The sequence below is a fragment of the Vibrio sp. 99K-1 genome, assembly GCF_013114585.1.
Taxonomy (GTDB): Bacteria; Pseudomonadota; Gammaproteobacteria; order Enterobacterales; family Vibrionaceae; genus Vibrio; species Vibrio chagasii_B.
Window position 1 is genome coordinate 18,332 of record NZ_VTXF01000016.1, and the last position, 15,045, is coordinate 33,376.

At 43.7% G+C, this 15,045-nt stretch carries 16 protein-coding genes; 6 read left to right on the top strand and 10 right to left on the bottom strand.

Features of this window, described 5'->3' with window-relative positions; translation table 11 throughout:
* Positions 1-27: 27 nt before the first annotated feature.
* The 4 genes from F0228_RS13680 to F0228_RS13695 form a co-directional block, all read right to left on the bottom strand.
* Positions 28-1,035 carry a GTP-binding protein gene (locus F0228_RS13680; protein WP_171762317.1) on the bottom strand — a complete coding sequence of 336 codons (1,008 nt, stop codon included), beginning with the start codon at positions 1,033-1,035 and terminating at the stop codon, positions 28-30.
* Positions 1,025-1,585, bottom strand: a complete 561-nt coding sequence (locus tag F0228_RS13685; RefSeq protein ID WP_171762318.1) for a carbonate dehydratase — start codon at positions 1,583-1,585, stop codon at positions 1,025-1,027. Before F0228_RS13685 ends, F0228_RS13680 begins: the two co-directional genes overlap by 11 nt.
* A gap of 36 nt (positions 1,586-1,621) precedes the next feature.
* The gene (locus F0228_RS13690) at positions 1,622-3,004 is read right to left on the bottom strand and encodes a dihydroorotase (RefSeq protein ID WP_171762319.1); all 1,383 of its coding nucleotides are present in this window, start codon (positions 3,002-3,004) and stop codon (positions 1,622-1,624) included.
* Positions 3,005-3,072: 68 nt separating this feature from the next.
* Positions 3,073-3,546 (bottom strand): transcriptional repressor, encoded by a 474-nt coding sequence (locus F0228_RS13695; protein WP_008217450.1) that lies wholly within the window; start codon positions 3,544-3,546, stop codon positions 3,073-3,075.
* Between the two features lie 584 nt (positions 3,547-4,130).
* On the opposite strand from F0228_RS13695, the gene ihfA reads away from it, so the two are divergent.
* The 5 genes from ihfA to F0228_RS13720 all read left to right on the top strand — a co-directional run bounded on the left by ihfA (position 4,131) and on the right by F0228_RS13720 (position 7,138).
* A complete protein-coding gene (gene ihfA, locus F0228_RS13700; protein ID WP_004734853.1) occupies positions 4,131-4,427 on the top strand; it encodes an integration host factor subunit alpha in 297 nt (98 codons plus the stop codon).
* 311 nt (positions 4,428-4,738) lie between these two features.
* Positions 4,739-5,044, top strand: coding sequence for a c-type cytochrome (locus F0228_RS13705; RefSeq protein ID WP_105057835.1), 306 nt, complete (start codon positions 4,739-4,741; stop codon positions 5,042-5,044).
* Positions 5,041-6,267: a sulfite oxidase gene (locus tag F0228_RS13710; RefSeq protein WP_171762320.1), complete on the top strand. Its 1,227-nt coding sequence runs from the start codon at positions 5,041-5,043 to the stop codon at positions 6,265-6,267. Before F0228_RS13705 ends, F0228_RS13710 begins: the two co-directional genes overlap by 4 nt.
* Positions 6,268-6,275: 8 nt before the next feature.
* Positions 6,276-6,707 (top strand): cytochrome C, encoded by a 432-nt coding sequence (locus F0228_RS13715; RefSeq protein WP_171762321.1) that lies wholly within the window; start codon positions 6,276-6,278, stop codon positions 6,705-6,707.
* Positions 6,707-7,138, top strand: coding sequence for a c-type cytochrome (locus F0228_RS13720; RefSeq protein WP_171762322.1), 432 nt, complete (start codon positions 6,707-6,709; stop codon positions 7,136-7,138). Before F0228_RS13715 ends, F0228_RS13720 begins: the two co-directional genes overlap by 1 nt.
* Positions 7,139-7,236: 98 nt before the next feature.
* Here the strand turns inward: F0228_RS13720 and F0228_RS13725 are convergent, their stop codons facing one another.
* The gene (locus F0228_RS13725; RefSeq protein ID WP_116870434.1) at positions 7,237-8,016 is read right to left on the bottom strand and encodes a RelA/SpoT domain-containing protein; all 780 of its coding nucleotides are present in this window, start codon (positions 8,014-8,016) and stop codon (positions 7,237-7,239) included.
* Between the two features lie 322 nt (positions 8,017-8,338).
* Here F0228_RS13725 and F0228_RS13730 point away from each other — a divergent pair, with 322 nt between their 5' ends.
* Positions 8,339-8,992 carry a thiopurine S-methyltransferase gene (locus tag F0228_RS13730; RefSeq protein WP_171730607.1) on the top strand — a complete coding sequence of 218 codons (654 nt, stop codon included), beginning with the start codon at positions 8,339-8,341 and terminating at the stop codon, positions 8,990-8,992.
* A gap of 92 nt (positions 8,993-9,084) precedes the next feature.
* Here F0228_RS13730 and purT read toward each other — a convergent pair whose 3' ends face one another.
* The 5 genes from purT to sbcB all read right to left on the bottom strand — a co-directional run bounded on the left by purT (position 9,085) and on the right by sbcB (position 14,092).
* On the bottom strand, positions 9,085-10,260 hold the full coding sequence (gene purT, locus F0228_RS13735) for a formate-dependent phosphoribosylglycinamide formyltransferase (RefSeq protein ID WP_171730608.1): 1,176 nt from the start codon (positions 10,258-10,260) through the stop codon (positions 9,085-9,087).
* Positions 10,261-10,427: 167 nt separating this feature from the next.
* Positions 10,428-11,315, bottom strand: a complete 888-nt coding sequence (gene cdd / locus F0228_RS13740; RefSeq protein ID WP_171762323.1) for a cytidine deaminase — start codon at positions 11,313-11,315, stop codon at positions 10,428-10,430.
* 276 nt (positions 11,316-11,591) lie between these two features.
* Positions 11,592-12,269: an LrgB family protein gene (locus tag F0228_RS13745; RefSeq protein ID WP_008217479.1), complete on the bottom strand. Its 678-nt coding sequence runs from the start codon at positions 12,267-12,269 to the stop codon at positions 11,592-11,594.
* Between the two features lie 2 nt (positions 12,270-12,271).
* Positions 12,272-12,643 (bottom strand): CidA/LrgA family protein, encoded by a 372-nt coding sequence (locus F0228_RS13750; RefSeq protein ID WP_008217481.1) that lies wholly within the window; start codon positions 12,641-12,643, stop codon positions 12,272-12,274.
* A gap of 24 nt (positions 12,644-12,667) precedes the next feature.
* Positions 12,668-14,092 carry an exodeoxyribonuclease I gene (gene sbcB, locus F0228_RS13755; protein ID WP_116870435.1) on the bottom strand — a complete coding sequence of 475 codons (1,425 nt, stop codon included), beginning with the start codon at positions 14,090-14,092 and terminating at the stop codon, positions 12,668-12,670.
* Positions 14,093-15,045 lie beyond the last annotated feature (953 nt).

Here is a 15,045-nt window from a genome sequence, read left to right on the forward strand (position 1 = left end):
GTTGGGGTAAGGGTTAACCAGGTCCGGCTAAATCTGACACGCCAACAATTGGTTTTCTAGATCGTTGTCGGTGCTATAACCAATGACTTCTATTCTGGTTTCATTGCACTCATCTAACTCACACTCTGTTAGACCATCTTCCGTTAGGTTGTAACCAAAGATGCCGCTTTGAGTGATGAACACCGCTTTCATTCGTTCGGCTTTGAGTCCAACTAATACCTTAAGCAATTGCTGACGGTCGAACAGTTTGTCAGCCGCGAATCGCCAACCAATACTTTCAAACCCTTCACCTTGGTTACTTGCCTTTATCATACCGCTCTCTGGCATCGGTAATTCTGAAGCGAGTGGCTTGTCTTGTTTATGATGATGGTGGTGATGGTGCCCATGAGTTTGGTGATGGTAAAAGTTGGTGTCTCCATCAAACTCACCGAAAGGGATCTTACCGTGATGAGCAAAGATCAGCTTAGTGTCAGGGTGACAAATCTGAGCAACGTACTCGGCAAGTTTTTCGGCATCCCCCTTGTTATAAAGGTCTACTTTATTGCCGACGATCGTATCCGCAATGGTAATTTGTTGGTTGAAAGTATCGTGGTCAGAATAACGAGTATCAGACAGCTTGCGAGCATCTACCAAGGTGATGTTCTTTTGCAGTGATAGCACTTTACGATAATGTTCAGAAGATAATACTTCTAACACTTCTTTCGGGTGGCCAAGGCCAGTAGGCTCAATCAGTAAGCGGTCTGGCTTCGCCTCAGAAAGCAACTGATTGAGTGCTATCTGCATGGGTAATCCCGCTGCACAACACATACAGCCACCAGGCACTTCACGGATAAACACATGTTGTTTGTTGTCGTTTCCTTGGATCAAACTGCCATCAACGCCAATTTCTCCAAATTCGTTCACCAAAATAGCCCAGTTTTCATCTGCGGGTTTGTTCTTCATTAGGTTGAGAATCGCGGTAGTTTTACCAACGCCGAGAAACCCCGTAATAATGTTGGTTGGAATACCCAAGAGAGGCTTTTTATCAGAGCTCATTGGCAATTCTCCTATAACCTTGAACAAGGGTATGGTTTGCCGAAACAACGGATTCTGAAAACGCAGAATACTCAGGTGGTACCTTTGAGATATTGTTTAAATCAAACTCTGAGCCGATGTTGGTCATCGGTGGTACATGGAAGTTCTCAGGTAAGTCGTGTCCGTCTACTACACAGTTATGGCGAATTACACAACCTTTGCCAATCACCGCATTAAAGACGACAGAGTTGAAGCCAATAAATACGTCGTCACAGACCTGACAAGGACCATGAATGATCGATCGGTGAGCAATGGATGAGCGTTCACCAATAGTGACGGCAGCACCAGCTTTTGAATGAATAACCACACCATCTTGAATATTGGTGTCTCGCTTAATCACGATGGCTTCCATATCGCCGTGTTCATTAACCTCATCGGCACGTATCACGGCATAAGGACCAATGAACACGTTATCTTCAATGATCACCTTGCCACAAATAATGGCTGTTGGATCAATGAAGGAGGTTTCCGATACGTTTGGCATATGGCCGTTAGGGTTTCTTCTTAACATATTGATTTCTTTTGATTGATGGTAATAACTGCTGAACTAGCGCTCGAATGACAGCCTCATTGCTGGAGTGACCATGTCACCCGGTATGTCTTTTGATACAATAGCGGTAGGCGTATTTTGGTTATCAGGGGATTCTGGATTGCTATACACCTTGGCACCATTGACCCAGGTGTGCTTGATCTGAGCAGAGAATTCGTGCCCTGCGAAAGGTGACCACCCACATTGATATAAGCTGTTGTCATTACTAACTAAGGTTGTTGCTAGTGGATCGACTAACACTAAATCGGCGAAGTAGCCCTCACGGATATAGCCGCGTTCCTGTATCCCATAACGAATGGATGGGTTATGTGCTGTTTTCTCTACGACTTGTTCTACGGTCATGGTTCCGGCATGTACGTGGTCAAACAGAGTTAAGAGGGCGTGTTGTACAAGAGGTAAACCGGCAGGCGCTTGCTCATAAGGAACTTGTTTTTCTTCCCATGTGTGAGGAGCATGGTCTGTGGCGATGATGTCTATTTGATTGGTGCTAAGGGCGGCAAGTAGTGCTTCTCTATCGCTTGGAAATTTGATGGCTGGGTTGCATTTGATTTGGTTCCCTAACCTTGGGTAATCTTCATTACTGAACCAAAGGTGATGAACACACGCTTCAGCGGTTATGCGCTTACCTTCGATTGGCCCTTTATCAAATAGTGCTAACTCTTTCTCTGTAGTGATATGCAATACATGAAGCTGGCTATTGTGCTTTTTAGCGAGCTCAACGGCATAAGAAGAAGAGGCATAGCAGGCTCTGTCATCTCTCAGGATAGGGTGGTCTTCAATCGTGAAATCTGCTTTCTCTTTTCTTAATTGCTCTTGGTTTTTAGCGATAACAGGCCCGCTTTCACAATGGGTGACAATCAGGACGGGAGAATCACGGAATATAGCATCGAGTGCTTGAGGATCTTCAACCAACAGGTTACCCGTTGAAGCACCCATAAATACCTTTACGCCACAGTGCTTGGTCGGATCGAGCTGTTTGATTTGCTCTAGGTTGTCTTCAGTTGCACCTAGGTAAAAAGAGTAGTTAGCCAGTGAACTCTGTGCTGCGATATCAAATTTTTTCTCTAAGGCTTCAATGGTCGTAGTGGCAGGGTTTACGTTTGGCATTTCCATGTAGCTAGTAATGCCACCTGCGACAGCGGCACGAGACTCTGTAGCGATTGAGCCTTTGTGGGTTAACCCAGGCTCGCGAAAATGGACTTGATCGTCAATCATCCCCGGGATGAGGTAGCAACCTTTTGCTTCAATGACTTCACAATTTGAATTGGGCTGTATATTGCTTGCAACCTTTTCAATTCGTTGGTCGACAATTAATACATCTGTCTCGGTAATGGTACCTTCATTGACCACGTAGGCATTTTTAATGAGCGTTGCAGGCATAGCGTTTCACTTTCTCCTTGTTAATTAAGCTAATACGGTTGGAATCTAGTTATTAGATGTAGGTATTCTTAGCAGGACGCATTCACTTCGGGCTTAGCACACTCATCACAAACACAGCTGATCTCTAACTGAGGGCTTGTGACGGTGAATCCTTGTTGTTTCGCGTGAGATTTAAGATCGCGAATAATAGAAGGGTTGATGGTTTGTTCACTTATCTTGTCGCACTTAGAACAAATCAAAAACTGTGGGATGCCATGTTCGTGCTCACAAAGGATGTGATCACAAAGTATGTATTTATTTGATACCTTGATCTTGTGTGCTAGGTGATGTTGTTCTAAAAAATCCAAGACTCGGTAGACCGACATCGCTTGAACATGTTGATCAAAATGCTCTTTGCAATAGTCAACTAACTCGTAGGCAGACAGCGCTTTATCGGCATGGGCTAACGCGCGCAGTATCAGCAGCCTTTTGGCGGTAAACTGTTTTCCATTGTCTCTACATCCTTGCTTGACGTGCTTAATGATCGCTTCAATATCTTTCATTTTAAGTACTAAAATCCACCCTGTTTGATATGTTATAACATATCAATTGCGAGCTGTGAAATGTACTTTGTTAAGTGGCACCATTGAATTATAGGGTTGAACGCCCTCGGACTAGGGGGGAATTGCAATAAGAGTCAGCACGCAATCAGAGATTACATTGACCAACTCGAATTAAATGCTGAAATGATACAAATCTCATATTTAATACTGCTTATTAAGTAATCTTTGTTGACCTTGATATCAAATCAAGTGGCTGATTTTATTGGGTATAGGAGAAAAGTCTCAGAAATTAATATTTAGATAACTAAAGTTTTAAATTCTAATTTATCAATAGTAGTTGGAATATAGTTCTATTTGGAAACTGTTAAGCAGATGTTTTTTAGCCATATATATGAAATTAAGAGCGTGTTATGTTTCTGATTTGAAAGAATAATCTTACAGTTCAAATAAAAAAGTTGGCGAAAATCAGAAGCTTGGCATACACTTTCCTTGTAAATGACCTTATCTCATTGATTGAATAGGGTAAATGCTTTGGCGCTACTGGCGATAGTAGCAATGATTAACATAGCTTTGAGGAAAGTTTTATGGCACTCACGAAGGCCGATTTGGCTGAGAACCTGTTTGAGACACTCGGATACAGCAAGCGGGATGCCAAGGAAACGGTTGAAGTGTTTTTCGAAGAAGTTCGTAAAGCGCTTGAAAATGGCGAACAGGTAAAACTGTCTGGTTTTGGTAATTTTGATCTTCGCGAGAAAAACGAGCGACCTGGTCGTAACCCGAAAACTGGTGAAGACATTCCAATTTCTGCTCGACGTGTTGTTACTTTTAGACCGGGACAAAAACTAAAGGCCCGTGTCGAAAATATTAAAATCGAGAAGTAGCCAAGCAATTGACCACGCCTAGCGTGGTCTTTTTGTTTTTGTCACCGTATTTATTCTTGCCTTCCGTTTTCATTCTTTTATCTTCTCGTATCTCGTATCTCGTATCTCGTATCTCGTATCTCGTATCTCGTATCTCGTATCTCGTATCTCGTATCTCGTATCTCGTATCTCGTACAATTTCTAATCAGCGTTCAGTTCTCCTTAACGGTAGTTAATTCTAATTGAATTTAAATACACCGCTCTATTTGCTGTAATGCGTCCACTTTATGACCGATCAAACTGATTTTTTGATCCAGATCTTAGGAGGGTGTGTGCGAAAAGCCGCTTTAGCTTGGGTATTGCTTTTATTTCCCGCGATAGGCCAAGCAGCCGATTACCAACAAATTGCCAATATGTGCGTCGCTTGCCATGGCAGTACTCAAGACACTTCTTTTCCTTCTATTCCGAACCTGAAATGGCAGAACAAGCCTTACGTGGTTGAACAGCTCACGGCTTTTAAGAGTGGAGAACGTTCCGATAAAACCATGTCTAAAGTCGCCCAGCTTTTGTCTGAGCAAGATATTGAGCAGCTTGCCACTTACTTTTACACATTGAATCACAAAGGATCGCAACAATGAGTTTAGATAGAAGACAGTTCCTGAAAGCTGCGTTAACTGCAACCGCGGCGTCTGCGTTGCCGGTCTCTTGGGTGTTTGCTGCTAATCGCCCGGAAGGTTTAGAGGCCCTGGATATCAATGCGTTAACGTGGGCAAAAGCAGAAGATTTGCCGGATTACTATACCGTTTTAAATACTAACCCTTTGAATGCTTATCCGCCAGAAAGCATGCTCGCACCCGCTGTTACGCCCGCTGATGTTCCATTTGTTCGATGGAATGGTTTAATGCCGGATTTCAATAAAATGGATCCGGATACTTGGACGTTTGAAGTGAAAGGGGAGTCTGTAAAACAGAGTAAAACTTACACAATAGCGGAACTCAAATCTAAGTTTAAACACCATACTCAAAGCCTAGTATTGGAGTGTGGCGGCAACAGCCGTAATAACTTTTACCCAAGCACTAAAGGCAATCAGTGGAACAATGCAGGCGTGTACTGCGCGCAGTGGACAGGTGTGTTGCTCAGTGATGTGCTAAAAGACTGTGCTATCAAAGATGACGCGGTTTATGTGGGCAACCATGGCTTTGATAAGCATTTAAGTGGTAAAGGTGAAGCGATCTCTCGCGGCGTACCGGTTGAAGCCGCAATGACTGACAATGCCTTGATTGCATGGGAAATGAATGGCGAACCTATTCCATATCTTCACGGTTTTCCATTGAGAACGGTATTTGGAGGTCGCCCAGCTTCTGTCTCTCAAAAGTGCACTACGGGCATCAGTATTCGAAATAAAGTTCATGATGGTCATAAAATGGCAGCACCCGCTTATCAAGTGCCTAAGCACCCAATCGCGCCCGGTGAAAAAGTAGAAAACAAGGATTTTAAAATCATTGAAGAGATGATTGTGAAGTCGCTAATTACCTCGCCAAAGAGTGGCACTGAGTTTGCGCTTGGTAAAAAGGTCAAAGTGAGCGGGCACGCGTGGGCTGGGCTGAGAACCGTCGAGAAGCTCCAAGTCAGTTATGACTACGGTACCACTTGGCACGATGCCAAGCTGAATAAACCGGTAAACAAGGGCGCGTGGCAGCAATGGGAGCTTGATCTTGAACTTCCTATGACAGGTTATTATGAGATCTGGGCGAAGGCGACTGATAGCGAAGGTGATAGCCAGCCTGTTGTTCAGCCACAATGGAATCCAAAAGGGTATCTGTTTAATGGTTGTCATAGAGTCGCGGTAAGAGTTTCGTGAGGAAAGTCATGTGTGATAATTCTAGTCAGAACAACAAGCGCTCTTATCGTAAAGGAATTATGAGAGCGGCGTTGGTCTGTAGTTTGTTAACCTCAATGCTTGTTCATGCCGATGAAGTACCGGATAACCCGAAGGCTTTCTATGGGGTAGATAAGAGTTCAGGTTTAATCATGGCTCCGGGATGGGAGTTAGTGAAAGGCCAATGTAATGCGTGCCACACGAGTCTTATTGTGGCGCAGAACAGTGGTACCCGAGAGCAATGGCGTGAAACCATTCAATGGATGGTAGATACTCAGGGACTATGGGACTTGTCTGATACATGGGACCCAGTACTGGACTATCTGAGTACCTACTATCAAGACAAAGGGATCGACATGAACAAGTATCGACGCAAACCTATTGATAGCGCTCTGATGCCGCCTATGCCGGGAGAGCAATAATGAATCTAACTAAGTTCACGCTGCTATTGGTAACGTCGACTGTTGCTATGATGTCACTCTCCGAATGCACTGACGAAAACACTGAAACGGTGGGAAAGGTTTCGCCAAAACTGACAATACAAGGTGACAAAACAGAACCGTACATACCAAGCTTGATGGCAGGTGAAAAGCTCGTTAACAACTTATGTAGCCAGTGCCACGGCGATAAAATCATCCCTTTCGTACAGTCTTATCCGAATATTAAGGGGCAGAAATCCAGCTACATCCTTAAACAATTGCGTGACTTTAAAAGTGATTCACGTCAGGACTTATACATGCAGTCAGTCGTGAAGTCTCTATCTGATAAGGATTTACAGGATGTCGCTGCTTTTTATAGCACCTTAAAGCCATTGGACTTGTATGAACGCTCCCGGGAGTATTACCACCAATAGCGTTCGCTTGTGATTCACAAGAGAAACACTGAAATTAAAAAAGGGCTGCGAGTGCAGCCCTTGTTCGTTTTTGTTTTGTAGTAGCGGTAAGGTTGGTGTTATGCCGCTTTAATATGAGTCGTAATGTATGGTTGCCATGCTTGTTGGTATAGCTCTAAAGATTGGCGTCTTAGGCTATTGATTTGCGCCGCTTCAATGTCGTTGATTGGGCGCTTTTCGGCAATGGCATGGCGCTCAATGCCTTGGATGATCTCGTATAGCTCATGTTCAGGGCCACTTTTCACATCCGCTATCGCTTTTAGGTGAAGTTGAACCTCAGCAATCATGTTGGTTTTTGGTAGGCGAACCAACAGGTTAAGGTCACGGTAGCCAGAATCTGCTGGTGACTTAAACTTGTTTTTCACTTTTACTACGTCCGCTTCACGGCTCAGTGCTTCGTACACTTCAACTAGGCTTTCTACATCATTAGCGATGATTGTTGCGCGAGCTAGATCGGTAATTCTTGTGTTATCACCATCCAGTTCCAATTCAATTTTCTCTTGAGCGCGAGCTTGAGATTTAACGCCAGCGAATAGGGCGTCTGAATTAGTGAGAAGAGCCGTACTTTTACAGATTGTCTCTAGCTCTGCTTGCGCTTGGTGAGCTTTGCTGTAAAGGATGTCGAAGTCGGTATAAGGCTGAGTTGGACGCGAGTCGAATGCCTTGATGCCATATAGGCCGCTTAGGCTGTGGCGGAATACGTTTGATGAAACTTGGTTTTGCGAAGACGCTGTGCGCGATTGATCAGTTGAACTCGTTGAAACAGGTGCTGCTGCGAATGCAGGCGCTCGGCTCAATACTAGAAGCATTAGGGCCGTCGTACGGAGAAATACACTCATTCAAACTCCAAAATACAAGGTTACAAAAACGGGTAGTTAAAAGGGGTAACCAGTAACGCATAAGAGTAAAAAAGCTTAACTAAACTCACTACGTATTAATGGGGCTAGCTAAGACAGAAACCAACTCTAACGTTTAATATTGCTTTAAAATGTGAACATATAGACAAATAATCCAAGCGTTTGTTCCGCAATTTTAAGAACTTTGAACCTAACCAGTTTCTGGTCTTATTCGAAACCAATTTGGCACTTTAAGCCAAGCTAAGGTTGCTCTTACTTCTCTATACTGTACCCTTGCATTATGACTGTTTAACATGAACGAAAGATGAATAATCCTGAATTTTGGCACAATAAATGGGCAGCCAACCAAATTGGTTTCCACCTTGAAGATGTAAACCCGCTTTTAGTTGAGTTTTGGAAAGCAACTGACCCTAGCTATGAGAAGAGTGTATTTGTTCCTTTGTGTGGCAAGAGTGAAGACCTGATTTGGCTAGCGTCTAAACATGAAGACGTTCAAGGTGTGGAATTGAGCCAGATTGCGGTTCGAGCTTTTTTCTCTGAGCATTTCTACACGCCAACCGTAACTCAAATTAACGGCCAACATGAGCTTTATCAGTTTGATGAGTTGAGTGTTTACACTGGGGATTACTTCACTGCGCCAATTCAGCCGGTCGATATTATTTATGATCGTGCTTCTTTAGTTGCTTTGCCTGCTGAGATGAGAGTGCAATATGTAGAACGCTTGAAGCAGTTATTGAAGCCTGGCGGCAAGATCCTGCTTGTAACGCTAGACTACGACCAAGATGAAATGGCAGGCCCTCCGTTTAGCGTACCTAAACTAGAAATCGCTCAGTTGTTTGCGGGTTACAAGGTTACGTTATTGAACCAAGACATTGCAGACCACGAGCACCCTAAGATTGCTAAGAAAGGTTTGTCTCGATTCAGTGAGGAAGTGTACTTGATTGAGTCGGAAGTCTAAGCTCAGTTTGCTTTCGAAAAGATAACACCAATGAAAAGACGGGCGCATGGCCCGTCTTTTTGATCGTTAAGACTTCATGTGTGAAAGCCTAATTAGTAAATCACTTTAACTTTAGATGCGCTGGTGATTGCATCTTCAATCGCGGTTTCTGTGCTCTTACGGCGTGTTAGTGCAACACCAAGGCGACGACGACCATCGATGTCTGGCTTACCAAACAGGCGAACTTGTGTTTGTGGTGCATCTAGCGCTTCCGCAAGGCCTTCAAAACGGATGTTCGTTGATGTGCCTTGTCCAAGGATTACTGCAGACGCACATGGGCCATACTGAGTAATTGATTTGATTGGCATACCTGTAAATGCACGTACGTGCAGCGCGAATTCTGATGAGTCTTGAGACATCAAAGTCACTAAGCCAGTATCGTGTGGGCGAGGGGATACTTCGTTGAAGATCACATGGTCACCTTTAACGAACAACTCTACGCCAAAGATACCATGACCGCCTAAAGCATTAACCACTTGCTCTGCTGTGTATTGTGCAGCTTTTAGAGCGTTGTCTGACATGATTTGTGGCTGCCATGATTCGCGGTAATCACCATCTTCTTGGCGGTGGCCGATAGGTGCACAGAAATGGACACCGTCGACGGCGCGAACGGTTAGAAGAGTGATCTCGTAATCAAAGTCGATGAAACCTTCAACGATTACACGCCCCGCACCAGTGCGTCCGCCTTCTTGTGCGTAATCCCAAGACTTCTGGATATCTTCTTCGGTTTTGATAACGCTCTGGCCTTTGCCTGAAGAACTCATTACTGGTTTCACAACGCAAGGCATACCGACAAATTCAACCGCGGCAGCGAAATCTTCAAAGGTGTCTGCAAAGCGGTAAGGCGACGTGCTTAGCTTGAGTTCTTCTGCTGCAAGACGACGAATACCTTCACGGTTCATCGTTAGCTTAGTGGCGTTAGCTGTTGGAACGACATTCAAGCCTTGAGCTTCAAGCTCGACCAACTTGCTGGTGGCGATAGCCTCAATTTCAGGCACCACGTAATCTGGTTTTTCTAGTTCAATGATGGCTTGAAGTGCATCGCCATCTAACATGTCTAATACATGGCTGCGATGCGCAACTTGCATAGCCGGCGCATCTGCATAACGGTCACAAGCAATAACTTCTAAACCTAAACGTTGGCACTCGATAGCCACTTCTTTGCCAAGTTCACCTGAACCTAATAGAAGTACACGAGTAGCATTTTCACGAGTAGCAGTACCAAACATAGAAATTCCTTCCGATCTTTTGAACGATTGATTGAAAACGGGGTGATCATACTTATTTAAACGACAAAAGCAAACGTTTGCGTAAGTTGTGGTGCTAATTACAAGCATAAAAAAAGCAGCCCTATAAAAATGGGCTGCTTATTTAAAAGGTTGTTAATTAGATGTACTTAGATTGCTAAGTAAGTCACTGGAATATCAGGATTAATCGCTTCTAATGTAGATTGCGTATCCGCTAGGTGACTGATACTACCCTCGGCGATTTCAACCAATGCTGCACTTTCAATTTGTTCAAAATCGAAGCCCGCAAGTTTTAGTTGAATCAGCGCAACTTGTAGCGGTGGAAGGCTAGGGTTGAATGCTGCGTTTTCAGCGTAAGCACCAGTAAAGATCTCACCAGTTGTGAGCTGTAGTGACACACCACTTAAATTTTTGGTGTATGGTGCATGGCTGCGGTTAAGGGCTGCTAATGCTTCAACTACGATAGGAGTGGTCTCTTCCGTCGTGTACTTATGATCAAGTTCAGACATCAAGCCTGTTGTTACACCAAGATCAGAAGGTCCAAATGAATCAGGCAGGTACTCTTGTAGTGACATTTCATCACGCTGCGGAAGCTGAACTTTAAGCTCTTTCGCTGTAGTCAACTCATTCATAAATTGACGACAGTGACCACAAGGGCTGAAGTTAATTGTGATGTCCGAGATGCCTCGCTCGCCTTTCATCCAGGCGTGGCTGATTGCAGATTGCTCTGCGTGTACGGTTTGGCCAAGTTGCGCACCCGCGATTTCAAGGTTTGCACCAAAGTACAAAGTACCAGACAAACCACGCACGATCGCGCCAACGTAAAAGTCAGATAGCGGAGCGTATGAATACGCTGCAGCAAAAGGAAGTAGTGCGATACGTAGTTCGTCATCCGCTAAGCCGCTTGCTTGACGCAGGCTAGAGAACTGTTCTGGAGACAATGTCGCGTCAAAGTTGTCTGCTAATACGATGTCACTTAAAAGCGCTTTCATTGATGATGGAGTACTTTCCAGCGCCAGGGTAATACGACTGTTCATGTTGAATCCTTAATTGACCTTAGGCTTTAAGTTTATGCAATGCTCAGGAATTTTCTGTGATGGCGATCACTATTGCATTGTTGTTGTTACATTGGTTTGCATAATTAGAGTGAGGTCACACTTGAAATCGATTGCAAGGACCATTTTTACAGCTGATATCGCACTTATTGTTCAAAATCGCCTGTTATTAGCTGAATAAATGGCAATAAAAAGCCCAAGCAAACACTGATATTGACAGGGTTAGGCTTGGGCTAAATCGGGCTTTGAGCGTCTAGGCTAGGAATAGAACCAGACCACCATGCCAAACACGCTAGGTGCGATGATTGAGGTGATAACGCCACAAAGTACTAAGGCCAGTGAACTGAAAGCCGCATCTTCTTGGTTCTTTTCAGCACAAGTCGCCGTACCTAACGCGTGAGAAACCGTGCCCATGGTTAAACCCCTGGCAATAGGGCTCTTAATGCCAATTAGATTGTAGATAGGGTAAGCAAAAATTGCCCCGAATAAACCGACGATAAGAACCAGTATTGCAGCAATAGCCGCTTCACCACCAAGATGGCTTGATACTTCCATTGCAATGGGGGTGGTGACTGATTTGCCCAATAGACTCGCAATCAAACTTAGGTCAGCTTTGAAAGCGACGGCTATCATTGCCGCTGTGGTCATCGACATCACACTACCCAATGTGCATGCAAAGGTTATGATTCGCCAGTTAGCTCGAATTTGAGGTAGCTGCTCATATAAAGGATAAGCTAGGGCGACAACCGCTGGCTGAAGCATGTACGTAATCCAAGTATTGTCTGCGTAGTAGGTCTCGAACGGGACTTTAAAGAACGTCAGAATTGGAATGATGATGCCAATGCTTATTAGAAGCGGGTTACATAGCGGGGAGTTCACTTTCTGACTTACCCAACGGGCAAACAGAAACACCACAATAGTTAATAGAATCCACATGGTTATTTACCTCTCGCTAGCAAGCGGTCTAAGAACCATGACAAAGATACTAATACGATGAGTGTGCCGCCCACCGCGCTTGCCATAATCGGCAGTGCGTTAGCGATAAGCATGTCAAAATGTTCCATAAGCCCGACACTGATCGGGACAAACAGCAAAATCATCAAACGAATAATTAGGCTGGCACCAGGTTGTACCCAGTGCGCAGGCACAATACCTATCACCATGGCAGTAAACAAAATCAACATGCCAAAAATACTGCCAGGGATTGAGGTGTCTAAGTATTGCTGTAACGCGTTGCCTGCAGTGAGAGCACCTATGATTAAGGTGAAGGAGATTAAGCAGTAAACGAGTTTGATCAATCTTTCTTTCAAGGTTTTACATCTCTCGATAATGGGTTAACTAGCTAGCTTTTCTACGTATTGATACACCGCTTTCAAGATAGCCATTTTCTTTTCGTCGCTTTCATGTTCATGTGCGAGGTTTTCTAGGTTGAGCATGTATTCTTCTAAGCGGCTTTCGTAAAACTCACGACAATGGTTTGCCCACTTAAGTTGTTCAGATTCGTCTAGTGTCCATGGGAAGTGGCGAGCGCGGTAACGGAACAGCAAAGGCTTAATACGTTCGTCACTGAAGGTGATATCCAACGCTGCTAAGTTATTTGGATCAGTCTCGCGGATGATGTTCATCGCGGTCTTATCTGCTGGAGAGAAGAAGCCATCGTAAAGTTGGGTATCTACATCGTCGCTCTTTTCGTATTCACGTTCCTGTGAATATAAGCCAATCAGTTTTTCGCGAATTTCTGGGTGTTCGCGTAGGATCGCTAGGTTCTTCAAACACTGCTGACGATCAATACCAATGGTTTCAGCATTTTCAGCGGTTAACGTTTTTGCTGGCGCTAAAATAGGGCACTTGTTGAGTTGAACGAGCTTAATAGGTACTGGCAGTTCATCTTCATTCAGGTCGCTGCGTTTGGTGTAAAGCCTTTCTCTAAGCTCATCAGTATCAAGTTCGAGTAGCGGGCTTGGGTCTTTTGCCAAGTCCACCACGATAACCGCGTTTTGATTGGTAGGGTGCCACGCCATAGGAACGATCCAGCTTGTGTAATTGCAGTCACGACCAAACATGCCTGACACATGCATCAAAGGTGTCATGTTTACGATGTCGACTAATTCGTTCAACTTACGTTTGTGACGCATGTTGTAGAGATAATCAAGCATCTTAGGTTGTGCGGCTTTCAGCTTTTTCGCGAGTTCAATTGTCGCAATAACATCGGCCATCGCATCATGCGCGTTTTCGTGTTCAATGCCATTTGCCACAGATAGGTGTTCCAGTTTGAAGCTCGGGAAACCTTCTTCATTCTCTGGCCAAACAATGCCTTCTGGGCGCAGGGCGTGTACGGCACGCATCACGTCTAATAGATCCCAACGAGAGTTACCGTTTTGCCAGCTCCAAGCATATGGGTCAATGAAGTTACGGTAACAGGTGTATCGCGTTACTTCGTCATCGAATCGAATACTGTTGTAACCAAGGCTTGTGGTGTTCGGTTTTGCAAGCTCAGCATGTATCTTGGCGATAAACTCAGGTTCCGGTAGGCCTTGAGACATGGCTTTTTGTGGAGTGATGCGAGTGATCAGTGCAGCTTCAGGTGCAGGTAGATAATCAGCAGGAGGTTGGCAGTAGATGACCAATGGCTCACCAATAATATTGAAATCTTGGTCGGTACGAACGCCGGCAAACTGACTTGGACGATCTTTTGCTGGGCTCACGCCCCATGTTTCGTAATCGAAAAAGAAGTAGGTTGGCTGATTATCTGAACTCATTGAATTTCCTGAACAGTCTACGGGCAATCGTGTACTGTGGCTGAAGGTTAGTTTTGTTCAGTATCTGATAGTATGCGGTACGCGTGCAACCCAGATCACAAATAAATTGCAGGAAAGTGCTGCATTCCTATTCAATCAGACTGCGATCGAGGACTTGGTATCTTAGATTGCTTATTTATTGGCAAGATCAACCAACAAAGTGGTGTGACAAAGCGCTCGGAGGGGACACCATTTTTTTTTGGGGGGGGAATCAGCTTTGGATAGCCAAAACATTCTGAGTCTATGAAGAGTGTGTTACTGCTTGTATCTGCCTTACATCAAGCTTTCAACGTCACGCGCTTTGTTGCACTAAACGCTCCTGAGAGATGAAACTGAATAGGTCATTAGAGTAAATCGTAGAACCAGTCATAGATATGAAATTATTATCCTAAATGATGTTATTTTATAGTTTTAATGACCACAATAAATAATCATGTTAGATAATTTGACATGTCTTAAATTTAATACATCATAAATTGTAAGGGTAAATAATTAACCTTTGATTTCTCAATATTTCAAATTTATTACAATGAGAGGATTAATCTAACTTGTTTCAATTTTGAGAATTTATTGCAACATGATGATCTATATATTTCGTTTTTTGGTGTGACTTCAAGTTTATCTAGGTCGGTATTTCTGGATATATTCCAATAATTAGGTTTTTACTTGATTAAATAAATGGTTAACTAACTAATTAGTATGTAAAACGAGTTTTATATATTATTGGATGGAATGCTCTAATACCATTATTTTTATTAGTGTTATTTATATCAATTTGCGTGATCTTATTCTCACTGCTCTCTATTTCTTTATAAATAAGTGTCAATATATATATTTTCTAAATAGGATTGTTGTTACTTAATTGTTAACTATGGTTGGCTGTTAGGTAACCCTAATAATAAAGTCGAATTTAT

Coding starts and splice junctions, on each gene's coding strand:
- F0228_RS13685 (WP_171762318.1), bottom strand. CDS start 1,585: ATGTTAAGAAGAAACCCTAACGGCCATATGCCAAACGTATCGGAAACC.
- cdd (WP_171762323.1), bottom strand. CDS start 11,315: ATGAACAGTCGTATTACCCTGGCGCTGGAAAGTACTCCATCATCAATG.
- purT (WP_171730608.1), bottom strand. CDS start 10,260: ATGTTTGGTACTGCTACTCGTGAAAATGCTACTCGTGTACTTCTATTA.
- F0228_RS13725 (WP_116870434.1), bottom strand. CDS start 8,016: ATGAGTGTATTTCTCCGTACGACGGCCCTAATGCTTCTAGTATTGAGC.
- F0228_RS13720 (WP_171762322.1), top strand. CDS start 6,707: ATGAATCTAACTAAGTTCACGCTGCTATTGGTAACGTCGACTGTTGCT.
- F0228_RS13690 (WP_171762319.1), bottom strand. CDS start 3,004: ATGCCTGCAACGCTCATTAAAAATGCCTACGTGGTCAATGAAGGTACC.
- F0228_RS13715 (WP_171762321.1), top strand. CDS start 6,276: ATGTGTGATAATTCTAGTCAGAACAACAAGCGCTCTTATCGTAAAGGA.
- F0228_RS13710 (WP_171762320.1), top strand. CDS start 5,041: ATGAGTTTAGATAGAAGACAGTTCCTGAAAGCTGCGTTAACTGCAACC.
- F0228_RS13695 (WP_008217450.1), bottom strand. CDS start 3,546: ATGAAAGATATTGAAGCGATCATTAAGCACGTCAAGCAAGGATGTAGA.
- sbcB (WP_116870435.1), bottom strand. CDS start 14,092: ATGAGTTCAGATAATCAGCCAACCTACTTCTTTTTCGATTACGAAACA.
- ihfA (WP_004734853.1), top strand. CDS start 4,131: ATGGCACTCACGAAGGCCGATTTGGCTGAGAACCTGTTTGAGACACTC.
- F0228_RS13680 (WP_171762317.1), bottom strand. CDS start 1,035: ATGAGCTCTGATAAAAAGCCTCTCTTGGGTATTCCAACCAACATTATT.
- F0228_RS13745 (WP_008217479.1), bottom strand. CDS start 12,269: ATGTGGATTCTATTAACTATTGTGGTGTTTCTGTTTGCCCGTTGGGTA.
- F0228_RS13730 (WP_171730607.1), top strand. CDS start 8,339: ATGAATAATCCTGAATTTTGGCACAATAAATGGGCAGCCAACCAAATT.